This is a genomic window from Paenactinomyces guangxiensis (assembly GCF_016055185.1).
Taxonomy (GTDB): domain Bacteria; phylum Bacillota; class Bacilli; order Thermoactinomycetales; family Thermoactinomycetaceae; genus Paenactinomyces; species Paenactinomyces guangxiensis.
Map to the genome: position 1 here is coordinate 1 of NZ_JAECVR010000015.1, position 20,313 is coordinate 20,313.

At 47.7% G+C, this 20,313-nt stretch carries 12 protein-coding genes, 1 pseudogene and 1 riboswitch; of the genes and pseudogenes, 5 read left to right on the forward strand and 8 right to left on the reverse strand.

The window, feature by feature from the left end:
- Positions 1–438: 438 nt before the first annotated feature.
- A complete protein-coding gene (locus tag I8U27_RS13750) occupies positions 439–783 on the forward strand; it encodes a DUF4303 domain-containing protein (protein WP_181752769.1) in 345 nt (114 codons plus the stop codon).
- Positions 784–924: 141 nt separating this feature from the next.
- Here the strand turns inward: I8U27_RS13750 and I8U27_RS13755 are convergent, their stop codons facing one another.
- The 8 genes and pseudogenes from I8U27_RS13755 to I8U27_RS13790 all read right to left on the reverse strand — a co-directional run bounded on the left by I8U27_RS13755 (position 925) and on the right by I8U27_RS13790 (position 16,266).
- Entirely contained in the window at positions 925–1,104 is a 180-nt protein-coding gene (locus I8U27_RS13755) for a hypothetical protein (protein ID WP_181752767.1), read from the reverse strand.
- A gap of 56 nt (positions 1,105–1,160) precedes the next feature.
- Entirely contained in the window at positions 1,161–2,039 is an 879-nt protein-coding gene (gene galU, locus I8U27_RS13760) for a UTP--glucose-1-phosphate uridylyltransferase GalU (RefSeq protein WP_181752765.1), read from the reverse strand.
- A 323-nt stretch (positions 2,040–2,362) separates the two neighbouring features.
- Positions 2,363–10,570, reverse strand: a complete 8,208-nt coding sequence (locus tag I8U27_RS13765; protein ID WP_181752763.1) for a GH36-type glycosyl hydrolase domain-containing protein — start codon at positions 10,568–10,570, stop codon at positions 2,363–2,365.
- A 135-nt stretch (positions 10,571–10,705) separates the two neighbouring features.
- A pseudogene (locus tag I8U27_RS13770) lies at positions 10,706–11,239 on the reverse strand (cbb3-type cytochrome c oxidase subunit I); the annotation flags it as partial.
- A gap of 424 nt (positions 11,240–11,663) precedes the next feature.
- Complete coding sequence (locus tag I8U27_RS13775; protein ID WP_181752760.1) at positions 11,664–11,969, reverse strand: enolase C-terminal domain-like protein; 306 nt, start codon at positions 11,967–11,969, stop codon at positions 11,664–11,666.
- A gap of 171 nt (positions 11,970–12,140) precedes the next feature.
- A complete protein-coding gene (locus tag I8U27_RS13780) occupies positions 12,141–13,445 on the reverse strand; it encodes an ArsB/NhaD family transporter (protein WP_181752758.1) in 1,305 nt (434 codons plus the stop codon).
- Positions 13,446–13,625: 180 nt separating this feature from the next.
- The gene (locus tag I8U27_RS13785) at positions 13,626–14,933 is read right to left on the reverse strand and encodes an ArsB/NhaD family transporter (protein ID WP_181752756.1); all 1,308 of its coding nucleotides are present in this window, start codon (positions 14,931–14,933) and stop codon (positions 13,626–13,628) included.
- A 172-nt stretch (positions 14,934–15,105) separates the two neighbouring features.
- Positions 15,106–16,266, reverse strand: coding sequence for a ZIP family metal transporter (locus I8U27_RS13790; RefSeq protein ID WP_181752754.1), 1,161 nt, complete (start codon positions 16,264–16,266; stop codon positions 15,106–15,108).
- 254 nt (positions 16,267–16,520) lie between these two features.
- On the opposite strand from I8U27_RS13790, the gene I8U27_RS13795 reads away from it, so the two are divergent.
- From I8U27_RS13795 to I8U27_RS13810, 4 genes are all read left to right on the forward strand, one after another.
- The gene (locus I8U27_RS13795; protein ID WP_181752752.1) at positions 16,521–16,892 is read left to right on the forward strand and encodes a hypothetical protein; all 372 of its coding nucleotides are present in this window, start codon (positions 16,521–16,523) and stop codon (positions 16,890–16,892) included.
- Positions 16,893–16,901: 9 nt separating this feature from the next.
- Positions 16,902–18,074: a M3 family metallopeptidase gene (locus I8U27_RS13800; RefSeq protein ID WP_181752750.1), complete on the forward strand. Its 1,173-nt coding sequence runs from the start codon at positions 16,902–16,904 to the stop codon at positions 18,072–18,074.
- Positions 18,075–18,476: 402 nt separating this feature from the next.
- Positions 18,477–18,586: riboswitch (SAM riboswitch) on the forward strand.
- Positions 18,587–18,673: 87 nt separating this feature from the next.
- Positions 18,674–19,651, forward strand: coding sequence for a methionine ABC transporter ATP-binding protein (locus I8U27_RS13805; RefSeq protein WP_181752786.1), 978 nt, complete (start codon positions 18,674–18,676; stop codon positions 19,649–19,651).
- A gap of 49 nt (positions 19,652–19,700) precedes the next feature.
- Complete coding sequence (locus I8U27_RS13810) at positions 19,701–20,300, forward strand: methionine ABC transporter permease (protein WP_181752784.1); 600 nt, start codon at positions 19,701–19,703, stop codon at positions 20,298–20,300.
- The last annotated feature ends 13 nt before the right edge of the window (positions 20,301–20,313 follow it).

Consider the following 20,313-nt stretch of genomic DNA (forward strand, 5'->3'; position numbering starts at 1 on the left):
CTGGCCAATTGGCGATGGCGCAACCGTCGCCTTCGTCGATTTTTTATTCAGTTAATTAGAAAAACCACTTCTGGACAGTTTTCAGAAATGGTTTTTCTACAGTCTGGGGGAACAGATACGGCTCTGTTCCCGTCCTGTTATTTTTGCAATTTTATATTTCATCATTCCTATTGAAAAAAGCGTTGATTCATATGAAAAAATGGTTGGCGGCCCTCGTTTCCCCATGTTGTTTCCCTAGCACACATATGCTCACACCAATAACAGCAGCTGGTATTCAACGATCAAAGTGGTAAGGTTTTAGAGTGAGTTGATATGTTAAGGTTCATATTAGTCTGATCCACACAAGAGTATTCCTACGTAAAAAATAACAGTTGATGGGGAGCAAAATTTTTGGGGTATATAGGCTCTGCTTACAAGAGTTATTCAGGGGGGAAACTTATGTTATTTAAGAAAAAACTTCTAAACAAAAAGGACTTTAACGCACTCGAAGCTATCCTATTTGAGGACTGTGTAAAAGTACTGAGAGAGTTTTCTAATACAGATGATAATAAAAACGTATACGCTTTTGTTCTTGGCGATCCAGATCATGGCTCGTTAAGTAATCGTCTTTACACGTTAGATAGTTTTCAAAGAAGGGTCAAACAGAGTTATAGTGATTATCCAGAAGAAGAGCTTTATGGGATAGCAGGATTAAAGTATAGCGTTGGCGATTTTTGTTTTATGTACACACCTGACCAATCGTCAAAGCAACTTAATGCCATCTTTGATAATATTATGATGTGATGGTAAATCAGTTGGTTTTAGAGGGTGATGAAGAATATAATCAAAACCATGAAATGTTTACTGCTGCTTTAATCAAAGTTTGTAAAAAGTTGAAAAACAATTTTAGCCTCTTACATAAAACAAATGACTTTATAGGATTTGTTACCTCAATGATATAAGCCTTGAAACGTTTATGGCATTATTAAAGCATACTGTTTTGTCCATCATCTTGCTGTCGTCCATTTTTTGTTCAGCTGGTTGATCATTGGGGCCTGCGTCCAGCAAGCCCGTCACGACAAATGCAGACAACATAATCGGTTTCTTCCATTTTTTCATTTTCAATTTTGTTTCCTCCCTCAGTTTTTTGGCGATTCCGATCTTACTCTCTTACACGCAACTTACTTCGGTAACTTTAACCTCTCAAGCAAAAACTTTAGCAACTTATCGCGTAAATCGTCACCCTTTAAAGCGAATGACAAAGTAGCTTTTATATATCCCCATCTATCTCCGATATCATGGCGATCTCCCTCCAAATGACGTGCATGCATTCCCTGCTTGTGACAGAGTACTCTAAGGGCATCCGTAAGCTGGATTTCACCGCCGCGTCCGGGCTCTGTATACTCCAGGATATCAAAGATTTCAGGACTAATGATGTAACGTCCCACAATCGCCAAATTTGACGGCGCGTTGTCTAAATCGGGCTTTTCAACTAAATCCTCTAATTCATAAATATGGTTTCCGATCTTTTTGCCTGCTATCACTCCATATTTGGACACTTCTTCTGGCAATACAGGTTGGACTCCGACGATAGTCTTTCCAAACTCATGGAACTGCTCAATCATCTGTTGAAGAGCCGGTTTAGACGGATTATCGATAATATCATCGCCGAGAAGCACGGCGAAGGGCTCATTTCCAACAAAAGAGCGGGCACATAAAACAGCATGACCAAGTCCGCGCTGCTGTTTTTGTCGGATGAAGTGGACATCCGCCATTTTTGCAATTTCCAAAACTTCCTCATATTGAGGCCATTTCCCTTGCTGTTTAAGAAAATGCTCCAATTCGATATTGTGATCGAAGTGATCTTCAATGGCTCGTTTGTTTCGTCCTGTCACAATGAGGATATCTTCGATTCCGGAAGCAATCGACTCTTCGACGATGTGTTGAATCGTCGGCTTGTTGATCAATGGCAACATTTCTTTAGGTTGAGCTTTGGTAGCAGGTAAAAATCGGGTTCCGAATCCGGCTGCCGGGATAATGGCCTTACGTATTTTTCTCACCACGAAAACTTCCCTTCTATCCTATATTCCTCGAATAGACTTTAGAAAGCACACACCCGTTTGCAATACAGTATTTACCTTTTTCTACTTAATTCAAGATTAGTCATAAATCGCTGAAAAATGACTTATTATTTTTTACCGGTAAATTGATCTGCACCAGACAATTTTCCACCTACAATCGGTTTGCCTGGTGCAGACAGAGATTTAATGAGACACTCTTAAGTTTTTAACTTTCCGAGATAGTCGCGGCGCGATCCTACTGTTACCGTTGTTCCTTCGCTGGGAACCGCCAGACATTACCGCTTGCTCCGCTAAACATGTACCTACATGATCAGAACAACCCGGTGGACCTGCCCGTCGTCGTACAATTCAACACAGGGACCGCCCTCTGTGAGTACAACTTCCTGACCGTCGATGATTAGCGCGGCCCTTCCGCTGGACTTGCCTGCGGGATTTTTGACGGTGATGAGATAACGTGTATTCCTAAAACGATAGTTGACGGAAAACTCCTGCCATTCGCACGGAATGCATGGCCGGATGTACAGCTTCTCCCCGTGTCGGCGCAAGCCAAGAATCCACTCGATGCCCGCCTGATACATCCATCCCGCAGCACCCGTGTACCACGTCCAGCCGGCACGTCCTTTGTGCGGATCTCCCGTGTAAACGTCTGCCGCCATAACATACGGCTCACCAGCATACTGTCGCACTTCACTTAGTGTCTGGGTGTGAGTTAAAGGATTTAACAAATGAAACAACTCAAACGCCCTGTCTCCCTCCCCGAGAAGGCACCAAGCGACGATTCCCCATATGACTCCGTGCGTATACTGGGCTCCGTTCTCTCGAATTCCAGGCGGGTAGCCCTGAATATACCCGGGACTCGGTTCGGTACGGTCAAAAGGTGGAGTCAAGAGACGCGTGACGAACAGATCACGGTCCACGAGTTCACGGTCGAACGCCTGCATCGCCTGCATCGCTTTGTCCTTTGGCGCCGCTGCGGAGATGACTGACCAAGACTGGGTGATGGCATCGATGCGACACTCCTCGTTCTGGATGGAGCCCAGCCATTGTCCATCGTCGGTGAAGGCACGCCGGTACCACTGACCGTCCCAGGCATGTTCGTCAAGAGAGGTGGTGAGTTCTTCCCGCACATTCCGGTAACGGCTGGCCCGCACTACATCGCCTTGCTGCTCGCATATATCCGTAAATCGAGTCAGAATTTCGCACAAAAACCAGCCAAGCCACACGCTCTCTCCGCGACCCTCATCGCCGACACGGTTCATCCCATCATTCCAGTCTCCGATTCCGATCAAAGGCAGCCCGTGTTCTCCAAAGAAGCGCAAGGCCCTGTCGATCGCGCGTAAGCAGTGATCGAAAACGGTCCCGTCCTGTGTAGAGATTTGTGTTGGCTCGTACCGTTCATGCTCCCCTTCCCGCAAAGGTTCACTATGAAGAAACGGTACCACCTCGTCAAGCAAACTGTCGTCGCCCGTGTGTTCAATGTATCGTGACACGGCATACGGCAACCACAGCAAATCATCCGAGAAACGGGTGCGAATGCCGCGCTCTGTCTCTTCATGCCACCAGTGCTGAACATCACCCTCTTCATATTGATGTCCGGCGTGGAGCAAAATTTGTGACCGCGTGAGATCAGGACGGGTATGGAGCAACGCTATTGAATCCTGCAACTGATCGCGAAAGCCGTAGGCCCCTCCCGCCTGGTAAAAAGCGGTGCGTGCCCACATTCGACAGACAAGCGTCTGGTAAATCAACCAGCCGTTCAACAGTACATTCATTTCCGGACAGGGGGTCGAAACCGAGATCTGATCTAAGACGCCGTCCCAGAATTCCCGCACGAGTTCAAATGACTGCTCGCAGACACTCTTTTGCCTGTATTTTTGGGCCAGCTTTACAGCGGCGTCGTGTGAATCCTCACAACCTAACAGGATATAGATGATCCGTTCGCCATTTGGCTCAATCGTAAACTTGGTCTGGACCGCACCGCAAGCATCATACAGAGATCCCGTTTTGCCGGACAAACACTCCCTGCTCATGGCAGCCGGATTTTCCAGTGTGCCATTGCGGCCGAGAAATTCCTCGCGGTCCGCCGTCCAAGACTGATCTTGGTACCATTCTCCGGAAGCAGACGTTGCGTCAGAAGTATTCGGTTGCAGAGACATGCCTAAAAAAACAGTTGCGTCGCGAAACGCCTCCTGATAAGTGTTGCGCGCCAGCAAGATTTCGGCTGATTCCTCCCACTCGGTGACGATGAAAGAGGCGTTTGCTTCGCGCCGCACTCCGAGCACCCATTCCGTGTAATACGTGGCGGACAGGCGCCGTTGCTCGGCAGTCTTGTTTTGCAGCCGCAATTTGATAACCTTAACAGGGTCATCAAACGGCACAAAAACGGTTCCTTCCTGCATGAGACCGTGACTCTCATGGCTAAAACGGGTATACCCCCTACCGTGTGAAACGATGTAAGGCTGATCTCCGCGTGCGGGAGATGCTGTGACGGACCATATTTCGCCGCTTTCTTCGTCCCGCAGATAGCATACTTCGCCGGGGGGATCGAGTACCGGATCGTTAGACCAGGGAGTAAGTTTGCACTCCCGGCTGTTGCGCCACCATGTGTAACCCGTACCGAGTTCGGAGACAAGACAGCCGAAGTAGGGATTGGCGATCACATTGATCCATGGTGCCGGCAAATACTTGGTGTTTTTGAGTACGATTCGGTACTCCCTGCCATCAGGTGAAAACCCTCCCCAACCATTGAAGAATAGCAAATCACGTGTGTCTTCCAGAGTTGGGTTCCCGTACTTGATTAAAGGTGCAGTCGGCGCAAGCGGCTCCGGCAAGACAGTCTCTCGCCCCGGCAATCTGATTTGTGCTTTGAGACTTGGGCCATCTGCACGTAGCACGACACGGGATACAGCGAGTAAGAGTTTCTTATCTTCGTCCGGCAATTGATTGGCTGAAATGACGTAAACACCCCCGGGCTCTGAGCCATGGTGTCCAATGCTATGTTCCACGGCCCGTCGCAGTGCTTCCTGCAAATCCTGCTGGTAGCCGCCCAACGATTCGTTCAGAATGACCAGGTCAATAAGCAATCCTTTGCGCCGCAAATATTCATGCCCTAGCAACAACTTGACGATAAACTGCATATGGACGACATCCGCGATCCGCACAAGTACAATGGGCCGATCACCGGAGACTCCATATGCCCAGAGACCAGACTGCCCTTTTACATTGGCCTCGATACTTTTCTCTCGTTCTCCCCGCAGTGGGATCGTGTATAACGCCTGGCCTGCCAATTTTTGGAAAACCATAGCCTCGGGCGCAGTCAAATGCAAATGACGAAGCTCGATTTGGCTGCGAGTCCAGGCGAGTTGAAACGACCGTTCCACCTGAAGGTTCCCGGCGAACCGGTTAACGATGCTGATGGCCTCATCTTTTGTATCCGCGACACCTGTGATAGCCGACAGTTGCACGCGTTCACCCGGTTCGATGGTCAACCGCCGCCTCATGATAAATGCCGGGTCTGCCACAGCTCCCACTGTTCCGTGAAGGCGGGAGCGGATCCCCTGCGGCCGGGAGAGCGTATGGCCCCGGCCAATAAAACTGGCTCGATCTGTCTCGTATTCCACCGGTCCGAGAGGGTGACCCTCGACCATCAGCGAGTGAACTGCCCACTTCGCTTTTTCTTTTGGTTCGCGGGGCCGTCGACGGGCGAGCAGGCACTCGGCATCCGCGGCATATTCGGTTTCGACGAATAATTTGCTGAAGGCTGGGTGCGCATCGTCGTCGTTGGGAGGAGCCAAAGCTAGCTCAATAAACGTCGTGACTTCGATGATCTTCGCTTCACTCCCTCCGTTGGTGAGCGTCAATCGGCGAACTTCCGCATTCCATTCCGGCGAGACACAGATTTCAAGGCTCGTCTTCACGTCTCCGTCCACGCGCATGAAGCTAGCACGCTCGGGCGAGAATTGCACACGTTGTTCTGGGGAGGGGACACGGCACGGCTGAAACGTCGGGGACCATATCACGTCGTGGGAGACGTCGTGAATGTACATGTAACTCCCCCAATCGTCCGCAACAGGATCTTCGCGCCACCGGGAGACGGCCAGACCTTCCCACCGGCTGAACCCACTGCCGCTGTTCGTCACCATGGTCATGAATGTCCCGTTTGAAAGGAGACATACCTCGGGTGTTGGCGTGTCAGCAGAGGGATATTCGCGCAGCGCGATAGTTTGTACTGGTTTTGTATCTGGCAGATCCACACCAGTCATCATGGGGTGCTTAATAATGACAGGCCGCGCGGGAATTCGTTCTTGCAACAGCAATTCGGCCGCTTTCACGCGCTTGTCGCGATGAAAACGCTCATACATTTTCTGCGGTAACAGCATGTTGCCAAGGGTAAGCAGGCTCATCCCCTGATGATGTGCCATAAAACTGCGGATAACCATACACTTCTTATCTTTCGGCATTCGCTGGGGTGTGAAGTCGATGGCTTCGTAGTAGCCGTATTTTCCATGTGCTCCAATCTCCTCCATTTTACGCAAATCCTCAAGTCCTTGACGCTTCGCAAACGGCAAGGCGAGGATTGTCGCATACGGTGCCACGACCAAATCTTGTTCGAGTCCACGTTTGAATCCGAGACCGGGAACGCCAAACGCCCGATATTGATAGTTCATCTGATAATCAAAGGCGTAATAGGCCGATTCAGAGATACCAAACGGCACTCCCCGTTGATGAGCGTACTCGATCTGCCTCTTTACGATCCCCCGATAGGTACTGTCCCAAACGGTGTTCCTATATGTACGCATAGTGATCCATGGCATCAAATACTCAAACATTGTCCCGGACCAAGAGAGCAGGGTGAACTTCTGCCCAATCTTTGTCATCGTCCGCCCGAGTGCAGACCAGTGTGACACAGGAACATGCCCCAGGGCGATAGCAACGAAGCTCGCCTGCCTCGCCTCGGATGCCAACAAATCATATAAGATCTTATCGCGCTCATCCAGCGCCGCATTGTACCCCAAGGTGAACAATTTCATCTTGGAGTCGTAAAGGGGGCGAAAGTCTGTCTCATTAATTAACTCTTCTATTTGGGCAATCAGTTTTTGCCCGCGTGAGAGCCAATCCTTGACTGGACCTTCCTGCTGTGACAAGTCTGTCTTCAGCCACTCCGCCAATCCCTCTTTGACCACCAGGAGATAGGCCACAAAATTACCGGAATCCACCGTTGACACATAGAGCGGCGGCAGCGGCTCGAGGGTGACCGTGTCATACCAGTTGTAAAGATGGCCTTTCCACTTGTCCAAACGCTCAACCGTATGGATTGTGCGTTCCAGACGATCAATCAACCCGGGCGTATCGATAAACCCGAAATCCCGGGCAGCCAGGGCAGAGGCGATATAAAGTCCGATGTTAGTGGGCGACGTGCGATGCGCGATTCCGTTAAACGGATCGATTTGGACGTTGTCAGGTGGCAGCCAATTGTCTTTTTCAGTGATGAAGTCATCGAAAAATGCCCAAATCTGTTCCGCCAGCACCCGCAGCTTTTCCTTCTCAGCTTCCGAAAGCGGTTCGTCGGGTCGTGCAGCGGGCTGATCCAACCAGCGGACGCCAAGGGGAGCAAGGGCCCATAGAATACTAAGCACCACGCCTGTCCACTGCAATGCAAAGGTATTCCGCGTCACCGCCGCCATCATAAAGAGGAGCACCAGTGCATAGCCTCCGCGCATCCCCATCAGAACAGGATAGCGTCCCCGACGGTTTCGGCGTTCAATTTCCGCAAAGCTAACCCATTCAAGCAAATTACGTTTTGAAATGAATAAGCGGTATAAACTTTTGCCGATGGCATCCAGCAACAAGGCACTTTGAAACGGAAGTGTCAAGATGATTACCAAAACTTGTCCAAATGTAACCAGCAATCCACGGAGACGCCACCCTGGCCGTCGAATCGTCGCGCACCGGCGGATCACTGGCACAAACAAAGTAAGGAACACAATCGCAAGCCAGCGCCAGGGGGAACCGGGAAAAACAGTCAGACCAAGAAGCAGCAGCGCAAACAGTACGGGCAGGAGAAGACTGCGCCGAAGATTATCGATCATCTGCCAGCGAGTGAGGGCAGACAAATCGACCGGCAGCAACGCTCCCCGTCGGTCGCAAACGCGGGGAAACAGCCAGCAGAGTAATTGCCAATCGCCGCGCACCCAGCGATGTAATCTCTTCTGATAGGTGCTGAACGTAGTTGGGTGGTCGTCGATCAATTCAATGTCTGACAGCAGTCCGGCACGCAAAAAGCCGCCTTCCAACAAATCGTGACTAAGGACCCGGTTTTCGGGAATGCGTTCGCACAGTACTTTCGCAAACATATCAACATCGAATATACCCTTGCCCGTAAAAATGCCCTGCCCCAATCCGTCCTGGTATGGATCGGAGACGGAAAAGGCGTACGGATCTATTCCAGTATCCCCTGACCACAAATAAGCGAACCGGGAGCGTACAGCTGCTTCATGGCTCATGCCGATGCGCGGCTGCAACACGCCATACCCCTCTACGACCCTTGTCCGAGTACCGTTTAACCGGGGTCGATTGTAAGGAAGATGCAGGGTACCGATCATCCGCTGGGCACTTCCCATCGGAAGCTTCGTATCCGCATCGAGCGTGATAATGTAACGAATCTGAGAAAGTACTGTCGAGTCCCCGACTATGAAGTCATAAGTCGTGTCTTTGCGTCCTTTAAGCAATTCGACAAATTCCACCAATTTCCCGCGCTTGCGTTCCCAACCCATCCACACTCTCTCGCACGGGTTCCATAACCTGCGGCGCTGAAAAAGATGGAAGGTCGTCCCATCCGGACGGGAATACTTTCTGTTTAACGCCTCAATGCTTTCACGCGCAACGGCGAGAAGATCGACATCCTCTGGTAGACTCTCCGCACGGGCATCGGCAAAATCCCCCAAAAGGGCAAAATGGATATTGGGGTCACGGTTCGCCAAGTAATACAGTTCAAGCCGATCCGTTAATTCTCGAACTTCTTCAGTTGTTGACCAGATTACCGGAATTACGACCATAGTGGCCGCTTCTTCCGGAATTCCACGCGAGAAATCGTATCGCAACAGCGTCTGGGGAGATATTACAGCTTCTATAAGCCAGTGTAGCGCTGTGATGGCCCACTCGCTCGCAGGAAAAACTAGTGCAAGCAAAATCACCACCCACTGGGTAGCCGTGTAACTGACACTCCCACCGATCCATGCGGCGAATGCGAGAAGGGTGAACACAAACAATCCTGCAAGCAGGGTGAAATACACGTGAGTGGAACGTTGTAATATACCTGTTTCAGGCAAAATCCGAGGGCTGCTGCACATTTGCAACGAACGCCTCAACTTCCTGATTCCAGCCGGCTCGAGTAAGTAGTAAGCTGCAAATGTCTGGCGCGGTAGTTCAGCCGGATTTGAAACGGCCGCATCCTCTGCTCCATCCTCCGCAGCACCTGTGTTGGTCTGTCCACTCTCCGCTGATGCTTGTTCGAATTCCTCCGCCGCGAGTTCCACGGCATGTTTCGCAACTAAATTTTCTGGTACATGCAAACGGCGGGCCAATTTCTCCACCCGTTTTCGCAGCGAATCACGACTGGAAAAGTCGAGGAACGGATACACGCCGGTGCTTTCCTGCCGCAAAGTACGCTCAACTAAGCAAATTTGCTCAAATGGATCACGCCAGTCCCAGCGCGAAATTTCCCGCAGACTGCTGATGAGGTTTTCTGCTGCCACTTGATAGACGGCCTGAAGCTGATACTCGTATGAAACGATTCGATCGAGGCTGTCAGGACCATTTTCCAACTTGCACAGCAGCCAATCCCGTACCACTTTGGAATCGTCCGCCCATTCACGCAGGTGACTCACTAAATGGGCGATCAACGGACCCGAGAGCGGAATATCTTGTCCCGCCTCTTCCAGGGCAGACCCAAGTGAATCCGCATTTAACTTCGACGGCTCTATTCGAGCCAGCAACCGTTCGACTAGCGTACACACCTCTCGTCGTTCGCGAACGAGCTCCATCACTTCGGACAGACGCCGGATCAATCCAACGCGCAAGATCAGCGGGATCGACCACGCCTCAGCAATGGTCAAAACAGATACTTCCTGATAAAAATTAATATAAGAAACGAATGAGTCCTCCTTCAGGGTGCCATCCGTATGCTCCAGATAATCGGCACAAAGAGACAGGACGCGTGGCTCGCCGCTCTTGCGCAGACGTGGCAAACGCCGTAGAAACGCATCGGAAAGATGATGTCGGATGACCAACGCCTGTTCTTCGATGAACTCAGCGTGGTCGAGCAGCCATTCTTCCGCAGGCTGGGAACAACTTGCACGACCGTCTCGCAGAGAGTGTACAAAATCCTGTAAACCCTCGATATCCTCATTAAACTGCCGCCATAGGTTCTTCGTCCGTTTCCGTCCAACATACGAATCATGTTTGAGCGCTAGTTCGTGTGCTTTTTGCCGGAGTTGTTCAGTATTGATCATAGGTCCTCCCTGAGAAAAGCCAGAAGTCGAAAAGTGTTCAGGCTGTAATTAATCCTGTCCGCAGTCTAATTATGACCATTTTGGGTGCATGTTATTAAATTCGATTTAGAAGGAAGGACAAAAAGAGAGAGCTAGTATTCCACGGAATACAATGATTAACCAGATCACCATACCTACGGCCAGGATAATCTGCCAGATCCGGCCGAGCTCGATGTATTCATTCCCTGATGTCCAAAAAGGAACCGGCTGTTGCCAAGGTACCCTTTTGCTCCAAGCCATTCTCCAACCAAACTTCCCCCGACAAGGATGACGCGCGCCCAAAACAACAAAATCTACCAGATGCCGTTGTTTTTTTGGTTCGTAACCCCTAACGAGAGGGGCAACAAAAATCCCCATACCGAGCCACGAGGTGGCAATCCAAAAGATCGCCAGTTGCAAATGATATCCCTTAGCAATATTAAAAGGAAGGATGTCAACCATCCACTTTATGCTGAAAAAGCTGTCAGATTCTATATAATAGTGTGCCAGTAATGCCCTCGACTGGACAAAGAAAAGAACTGATACAATCGCAAAATATTTGCCGGTTTTCATCTGTTATTGAGTAAGTGGCTGTCTCATCAAGTCAAAGGAGGGGAACCCTTCTTTTTCATATGCTTCTTCCATTCCGAGACGATTAAAAAAGACCATAAAAAGCGAAAATGTCGCCCATTGGCGTTGGGCGACGGGTACTAAGAACGCTGGAAAGTGGAGCGTTGCTTTGCAAGAATGGACAATTACGTAGATTAATTGTCCATTATGAAACGTTACACTTAACATTATTTTGCTTTCATTGCGTAATACTTATGTGTGTAAAGCGTCTTTTAATCAGTTGATGTTTTTTTATACGGAATAAATGTGTATTTATCGATTTTAAAACAGCTTCTAAACAGGAATCAGATCCAAATGAGTGAATCCGACTATTAAAGCCGTTAAATATTAATGCGGTAACGATCGATGATGTCGGAATTTAGTTCGATCCCCAGACCCGGACGATTTGGCAAAGGTACTCTTCCCTCTTTATCAATCCAGAAGGGTTGCAGGATTAGCTCCTCTCTTAATGGATTCGGATTCGGGTCAAATTCAATCCACCCTCCGTTCGGAATGGATCATCCCCGATGGTTTCACGAACAGTCTCCACTCGTTTAGGATCCGCAGGCAGCGGCAAACCGCCGACTTTCATCTTTACAGCCCGAAAACCGGCTTTTACAGCCGCTCTGGCTTCTTCTGCCAATGCGGCAGTTCCCTTTTCTTCGGAGTAAAAACCTGTGCTGGTTTCGCTTGACCCTAATAAACGATAAAGAGGCAATCCAGCTTTTTGCTGCCATGAATTAAAGAAGCTGGCCAATTGGCGATGGCGCAACCGTCGCCTTCGTCGATTTTTTATTCAGTTAATTAGAAAAACCACTTCTGGACAGTTTTCAGAAATGGTTTTTCTATAGTCTGAAACCGTTTCCTGCCTGAGGAAACAGTTTTTTATATTAGAGGAAATTTATGGTATTCGACGCGTCTTACACGAATAAGGAGCGAAATGTTACAGATGAATCAGGTATCGGAAGTAAACATAAATGTTGGCCAAAATTAAAGACAGGATCGTAATTGGCGCTCCGATTTTTAAAAACTCCATATAACTGAATCCCTTGCCTTCACGGGCGGCAATGCTGGCCACAATCACGTTGGCGGATGCACCAATAATGGTTCCGTTGCCTCCCAGACAGGCCCCCAGTGCCAGAGACCACCACAGGGCATTGATTTGCGCAGAATCGACAGCCAGCCCTAATCCGGCTGCCATATCCTTGATTAAAGGAATCATCGTTGCCACAAAGGGGATATTATCGATAATCCCGGAAGCAATTCCTGACCCCCATAAAATAAGTATGGCAGAATATACGATATCTTGATTGGTTATCTCTAATGCCTGGGTTGCCAATTGTTTGATAATCCCGACTTCCTGCAGTCCTCCGACAAGTGTGAACAGCCCGGCAAAGAAGAAGATCGACTGCCATTCCACAAAATCCAATGCTTCTTCTATTTCACTCTCTTTTAGTGCGATCAACATCAGCAGGGTAGCTCCAGCCATTGCGATCACAGATGCTTCCATGTGAATGACCGAATGCAAGACAAAACCGAGCATGGTCAAACCGAGGACAAATAAAGATTTTTTTACCAAACCAGGCTCTTGGATATATTCTTTCTCATCCATCTCCATTAAATTTTCCACATTATCCGAGCTGAATGTCAATTGCCGGCGGTAAATAAGATAGAGCAGAGCCAGGGTAACAATTAAAATGATGACAGCAATGGGAGCCAGATGAATGAGAAAAGCATTAAATGTTAAATGTGGATTGGCTGATCCAATCATAATATTGGGCGGGTCTCCGATCAGGGTCGCTGTTCCGCCGATATTGGAGGCGATCACCTCAGAGATTAAGTACGGAACAGGATTCACACCAAGAATTCTGGCGATGGAAAAGGTAATCGGAACGATCAAAAGAACCGTGGTTACATTATCAAGCAAAGCTGATAAGATGGCTGTCAGCAAGGAAAGTATGATCAGAATCCGAATCGGATTCCCTCCTGCCGCTTTGGCGGATTTTATCGCGAGATACTGAAACACGCCTGTTTTGTTGGTGATCCCAACCAGAATCATCATTCCGATCAGCAGGGTAATCGTATTCCATTCAATATAATGGGAAAAAGCCTTCTCCACATCCAATACATCGAAGATCACCATGGCTGCCGCACCAGCCAATGCGATCACGGCCCGATTGATTTTTTCTGAAATGATGACTCCGTAGACGATTAGAAATATTACAATAGCTATTGTTGATTGTTCCAATTTGTTTCTCTCCTCTCCTAAAAAAGAATAGGGAAGCCCCTTGGTGACAGGCTCCCCCGGTTAACACAATTATTCATTTATAGTTAATTATACCTAAAAAACATGGATTTGGTATAGATTTTAAATAAATATTTCCCAAGAAAAATATGGGAATGTCCCAATACAGTATTTAGGAAGTTTTTATGTGAGATGAATAAGATATCTAAAGTAAATATATATGTTGGAAATAATTAAAGATACGATCATGATCGGTGCCCCGATTTTCAGGAACTCCATATAGCTGAATCCCTTGCCTTCACGGGCAGCAATGCTGGCAACAATTACATTGGCGGATGCACCGATAATTGTACCATTGCCTCCCAGACAGGCTCCCAGAGCCAGGGACCACCATAAAGTATTGATTTGCGGTGAATCGATCGAAAGGCCCAATCCCTGAGCCATATCATGAATTAACGGAATCATGGTGGCAACGAACGGAATATTGTCGACGATACTTGATGCTATTCCGGAACCCCACAAAATAGAAATGGCGGTTAACGAAATATCTCCGTGTGTAACTTCCAACATCTTGGTTGCCAGCCACTCAATAATCCCGACTTCCTGCAGGCCGCCTACCAGTGTAAACAAACCGGCGAAGAAAAAGATCGACTGCCATTCCACAAAATCTAACGCTTCTTCAACATCATGCCCTTTCAGTCCGATCAGCATCAGCAAAGTGGCTCCGGTCAGTGCAATTACGGAAGCTTCGATATGAATCACAGAATGAAGGATAAAGCCGAGAATGGTTAAACCGAGCACAAATAATGATTTTTTCATTAACCCCGGATCCTGAATATAGTCTTTTTCGTTCATTTCATTTAACTTTTTAATGTTGGCCGCGTTCACCTTTAGTTGTTTCCGGTAAATCAGATACAACATAAACAGAGTCACAGCCAGAATGACGACGATCACGGGGGCAAGATTGACAAGAAAAGCATTAAAGGTCAGGTGTTCATTGGCTGATCCAATCATAATATTGGGTGGATCTCCGATTAAGGTAGCCGTTCCACCGATATTAGAGGCAATCACTTCTGAGATCAAATACGGAACGGGGTTAACCCCCAGGATCCTTGTGATGGAAAAGGTAACCGGTACCACTAATAGAACTGTGGTCACATTATCAAGAAAAGCTGACAATACAGCAGTAAGCAATGAAAGAATGATAAGAATCCGAATTGGATTGCCGCCTGCCGCTTTGGCCGACTTGACAGATATGTACTGAATCACACCTGTTTTATTGGTGATCCCCACCAGGATCATCATTCCGACCAGCAGGGTGATTGTATTCCATTCAATATAATGGGAAAAAGCCTTTTCAATATCTAAAACGCCAAAGACGACCATAAAGACGGCGCCAAGCAGAGCGATCACAGCCCGGTTTACTTTTTCTGTTATGATTGCTGCATAAACGATTAGAAAAATAATGATGGCTATGGTAGATGGATCCACGGCTTCAGCTCCTCTCCAATAATGGACAGAGGGAGCCCCTGGTGACAGGCTCCCCCATTTATCTTTGTATCAAATTGATTTTATTATACTAGATAAATTTGATTCGGTAAAGGAATTTATCATCAGTAAGCAGAAAGTCCGGAAATGACGGAGAGGATTTCTTCTTAACAGGCTATTTGTTTGTTACAATGGTCGCTGAAGCTTCAATCTTTTTGCCTTGATATACAAACGGAGCATGCTGGTTGGAGTTTAGCTCCACACGAATTTCATGGGTTCCGGGAGCCAGTTCCTGCAAATGATACCAGGGGCTGTACAAGCGGGCGGCTTTTTTTCCATTTACATAAAGATGAGCATGTCCTTCCCCCATCCGGGTTGGTTCGTTGAGATGTTCCGGCGCGAAACGGAAATGTTTTGTTTGAATATGAATATTCCAGCCGGATTCTGAATCCTTTTTTACCTGGAGGCTTACCGCAGGCGGCACGGTTCCGTTCGGAATGACGACCGGCTGTACGGCGTGGTGATGCTGATGGGAGTCCGCAGAAGAAGAAGGGTGATTCTTCGCGGCTTGAACATCTTGAGAAGAATGATGATGGTCGGGAGCAATGAATGTACCTGCCCAGGCCAGTAAAAAGTAAGCCAGAACACTGGATAGAAAGGAAATGATACTTTGCCGGTTCCCGGTTTGATTAAGGAGCGGCCATAGTTCTGTGCCAGCGATATAAAGAAGAATGCCTGCAGAAAACAAAAGGGAGATTGGGGATAATTGATCATGCATCCAGGAAGCTTTTACAAGCCATAAAGTGGTTCCGGCACCTAAAACAGTGGAAAATCCCAAAATCAAAGCGGAAGCAATCGCCTTTTTTCGTTCTTTCAGTTCGGCCATCACCAAGGTGGAAATGGCTGCTCCTTCCGGTATTTTGTGCAACAGAATCGCCAATAATACTGTCATACCGAATTCAGGGCCGGCATGGAAACCCGCTCCGATTGCAACACCTTCAAAATAGGCATGAATTCCCATTCCGGTCAGAACGCTCCAAATCGCGCTCATATGGCTGCCCTTTTTGTTCTCCGGTTTAGACGCGCGATGAGCCTGCCATCTCTGAAAGCCGAAAGCAACCAGCATTCCAATTAAGATCCAGAAAGCCATTGTTGGTGACTCAGATAATCCGTGCGGAATCATCCCGCCAACAGCTACAGACAATAACAACCCTGTACTGATGGCCACCAGCACGGATAAACCGCGATGGGACCACTCCTTTTTGAACCATATCAGACTTCCGCCTACCACATAGCCCAAAGCAGCCAGTAAAGTCCATCCCAAAGCGCCTGCCATCCGGACTCCTCCCTATTAAAAAAATAAAGAAACCCTGTCTCATTTACGATTGATCTCCAACGTCTTCACTTTAAATTTAACCAAATTCTCTTATTCTGACTATACCTCTTTGGGGCTATTTTTTAATAATTTGATACTTTTTTGCATAATTTAAACCTTACCTCTTATCAGCTGCACTTCCGGAAAATACCAACCGATAATAATGATATAATTTATATTGTTGTGAAAATAAACAAAGGGGAAAGGGCGGAAACATGAACAAAACCTTTAGATTGAACTGGAACCTGGATTCTATCTTTCAGGGAGGGAGCAACTCGGATGAATTCAGGCGTTATCTGGAAGAGTGGGAAAGTGACATGGTGGAGTTAAACCTTCTGTTGGAGAAGCTGGACCCTTTCCATTTTAATCTTGCCCGCGGGTCATGGACAGAAGCAATCGCTCAGTTGGAGAGCTGTGAAGAAAGAAGGGAGGAGGCGGAATCTTTTACGAGATGCCTTACTTCGCAAAATGTCACGGATGGACAGGCTGCTGATCTACAAGAACAGTTCAATCGTGCCAATGCTACTTTTCAACGGCTGCTAACCAGTTGGGAACAGCTTTTAGCACAGGTTCCGCAAAATCTTTGACGTAACCAATTGGCTATCGTATGGGATTCTGCCTGGGCGGAGTTCGGGGATCTGTTTGCTGATACGCTTAATCATCTGGCAGGGTTTCGCCTTCAACTAAACGCAAGCCGGGGGTGGGACTCTATTTTATATGAGCCGCTGGTCAAAAACCGCATGTCTGAAAGGTCATTAGGATCCTTATTGGAAGGCTGTGAAAAGATTCAGCCCCATCTCGTCCGTTACCTCAAAGCCAGAAAAGCCTGTTTAGGATTGGAGAAACAAATGTTTTTCGATCTCTTTATTCCGCTACAGGTTGATGCAGAGAAGATTGCTTACGATCAGGCGGCTCACTTCATCATCGAGCAGTTTGCCAAATTCCATCCGGGGATGGGGGAGTTCGCCCGTCAGGCGTTTGAGAAAGGATGGATTGAAGGGGAAATCGGGCCGGAGAAACAATTTGTGGGATATTGTACCCATTTCCCGCGGGAAAAAGAGTCACGCATTTTTCTGATGTATGGCGGAGCGTTCCGTCATGTTTTGACTTTGGCTCATGAACTTGGGCATGCCTATCACGGCTATGTATTGAGAAATTTGCGTCCCTGGGAACGAAAATATCCCATGAGCCTGGCTGAGACTGCCTCCAATTTTGCTGAGTTAGTCGTATTGGGAGGCATGCAACAGCAGGCGAAGTCAATCTCAGCCCGGCTGGCTCTTCTTGACGGAAGATTGATGGAAAATGTGATCAATGTGATGGAAATCTTGGCGCGCTATTATTTTGAACTCGACTTTTACCGCGAGCGGGCAAAGGGGTTTGTTTCTGAAGAAAGATTAAATGAATTAATGGTAAATGCTCAGCGAAAAGTTTTTGGTGAGGGTTTAGACAAATACTCACCCTATAACTGGGCATTCACACAACATTTTTATCAAACACAGGAACCCTTTTATAACTTTCCATATACTTTTGGGCGCCTTTTGAGTATCATTTTGTACCAGTGTGCCCAATCAGAGGGAAACAGCTTTGCCGCCAGTTATGATGCTTTGCTGTTGGATACCGGAAGAATGTCAGTTGAAGAACTTCTCTTGCACCATTTGGGTGCCGATGTTACCCGGCCGGACTTCTGGGATGGACTGGAATCAATGATCGCAGCAGAAGTGGACGAGTTTATTAAAGGATCCCAATCTTTGAAGAATTCCCCGGCATGAGAAAATGAATTTCGGAAAGCGCAAACGGAAGAATAACATTATCCTGAAGGAAAAAGGAATTCGTATCATACTCATCAAGAGGCAGCTCCAGTGGGTGCTGACCCCTGGAGCTGCCTCATTTTAAACGTAATACATTGGCCGAATTTTTCTGCTTAAATAAAAATGAATCATATGATCTGTCCATAGCCGGTTTTTGTATAAATCATCCCTGAAATACTATTTTTCCATATACAAATATGATATGGTACAAATAGATTTAAAGAGTTGAATACAATCGTTGGCGAATACTTTTCATATTTATATTAAAATCATTCTTCTTATACATAAAATTGGTATTGACCTCTCTATTAACATATGCTATTTTATATTCTAGTCATTTAAAACTGAACAATGCATGGAATTCTCTTATCCAGAGAGGTGTAGGGACAGGCCCGATGATACCTCGGCAACCATCCGTTCTGTGAACGGAAAGGTGCCAATTCCTGCAGGACATGAGTTCTGGCAGATGAGAGAAGGAGATAATAGATCGAATTTATCCCTTTCTGCATCTGTGGGCAGAAAGGTTTTTTATTTTTTGGAGTGAGGCGGTGAAAAACGGCATGATTCATATAAAAGAAGTCACAAAAATCTATCCTTCACAAAAAAAGCAGCAAGAGGTTGCAGCGTTGAACGGGGTCAGTCTGGAAATCGAACAGGGAGATATCTTTGGGATCGTCGGACACAGCGGAGCCGGGAAAAGCACGCTGTTGCGGCTACTCAACGGTCTTGAAACACCTTCTGCAGGTTCCGTGATGGTGGACGGAAAAGAAATTTCCCGCCTGAAAAATAAAGAGTTGCGCCAGGCCAGGCAAAAAATAGGTATGATCTTCCAGCATTTTCACCTGTTGTGGTCACGGACAGTTCGGGAAAACATTGCTTTTCCTCTGGAAGTGGCCGGAAAACCGAAACGTGAACGGGAAGAAAAAGTAGATCAGTTGCTGGAACGTGTTGGTTTAACAGAGAGAGGAGACGCCTATCCCTCCCAGCTGAGCGGCGGGCAAAAACAACGGGTCGGAATCGCTCGCGCCCTGGCGAATGATCCGGCTGTTCTTTTGTGCGATGAAGCGACGTCAGCGTTGGATCCGGAAACCACTGCATCCATTTTGCGGCTGTTAAAGGAAATTCATCGGGAGACAGGGATTACCCTTGTTCTGATCACTCATGAAATGAGTGTTGTGCGTGCCATCTGTAACAAAATGGCAGTGATGGAAAGCGGGAAAGTAGTAGAAACTGGGGATGTTAATATGATTTTTCGCCACCCTAAACACCCCGTCACTCAGCAGTTTGTGAAAGAGTTGACACTTTCCTCAGGCTCCAATCCGGTAAAAACAGATGGAAATTCATTGAAAATAGGGCTGGACCAGTTGCCGGCCTTGCAGAAAATCGCGCGGTCCTATTCAGTTTCTTTCCATGTGATCGACGGAGAAATTGGTGCTGATTCGGAGAAAAACAAAGTGACTGTCCGGATCACAGGAGAGGAACAGCAGGTGGACAAGGCCATCCGGCATGTGAACGGGGAGGTGATCACCGGTGTTTAATGACATTGACTTTAATGAATTATGGATAGCCACTGGCGATACTCTCCATATGGTCGGAATTTCAATCCTGTTTGCTGCTCTTCTGGGGATTCCTCTCGGTGTGTTGCTGGTTATCACTGACCGCGGCTATTTCCTGGAGCAGGTATGGGTGCAACGAATTCTCGGAGCCATCGTTAATATTTTTCGGGCTGTTCCCTTTATCGTACTCGTGCTGTTTTTATTTCCACTATCGAAGCTTTTGCTTGGAACCACGCTTGGACCGACAGCTGCCACGATTCCTCTGATCGCCGGGACCGCTCCTTTCTTTGCACGGATGGTGGAAACAGCGATTCGGGAGATTGACCGTGGGGTCATTGAGGCTTCACAAGCGATGGGAGCCAGCAAATTTACCATCGTTCGCAAAGTGCTCATTCCTGAGGCTTTGCCCGCAATTGTGTCCGGTTTGACTGTAACCTGCGTTTCTCTGATCGGTTATTCTGCCATGGCCGGGATTGTCGGCAGCGGGGGATTGGGTGACGTTGCATTACGGAAAGGTTTCCAGTCATTTAATGACCAGATGTTATACGCTTGTGGACTGATTCTTATTATCCTGGTACAAATTGTGCAAGGAATTGGCGACTGGATTTCCAGACGTTTAGATAAAAGATAACGAGTTGGAGGAA

Coding starts and splice junctions, on each gene's coding strand:
- I8U27_RS13790 (WP_181752754.1), bottom strand. CDS start 16,266: ATGGCAGGCGCTTTGGGATGGACTTTACTGGCTGCTTTGGGCTATGTG.
- I8U27_RS13810 (WP_181752784.1), top strand. CDS start 19,701: ATGGTCGGAATTTCAATCCTGTTTGCTGCTCTTCTGGGGATTCCTCTC.
- I8U27_RS13750 (WP_181752769.1), top strand. CDS start 439: ATGTTATTTAAGAAAAAACTTCTAAACAAAAAGGACTTTAACGCACTC.
- I8U27_RS13795 (WP_181752752.1), top strand. CDS start 16,521: ATGAACAAAACCTTTAGATTGAACTGGAACCTGGATTCTATCTTTCAG.
- I8U27_RS13765 (WP_181752763.1), bottom strand. CDS start 10,570: ATGATCAATACTGAACAACTCCGGCAAAAAGCACACGAACTAGCGCTC.
- I8U27_RS13805 (WP_181752786.1), top strand. CDS start 18,674: ATGATTCATATAAAAGAAGTCACAAAAATCTATCCTTCACAAAAAAAG.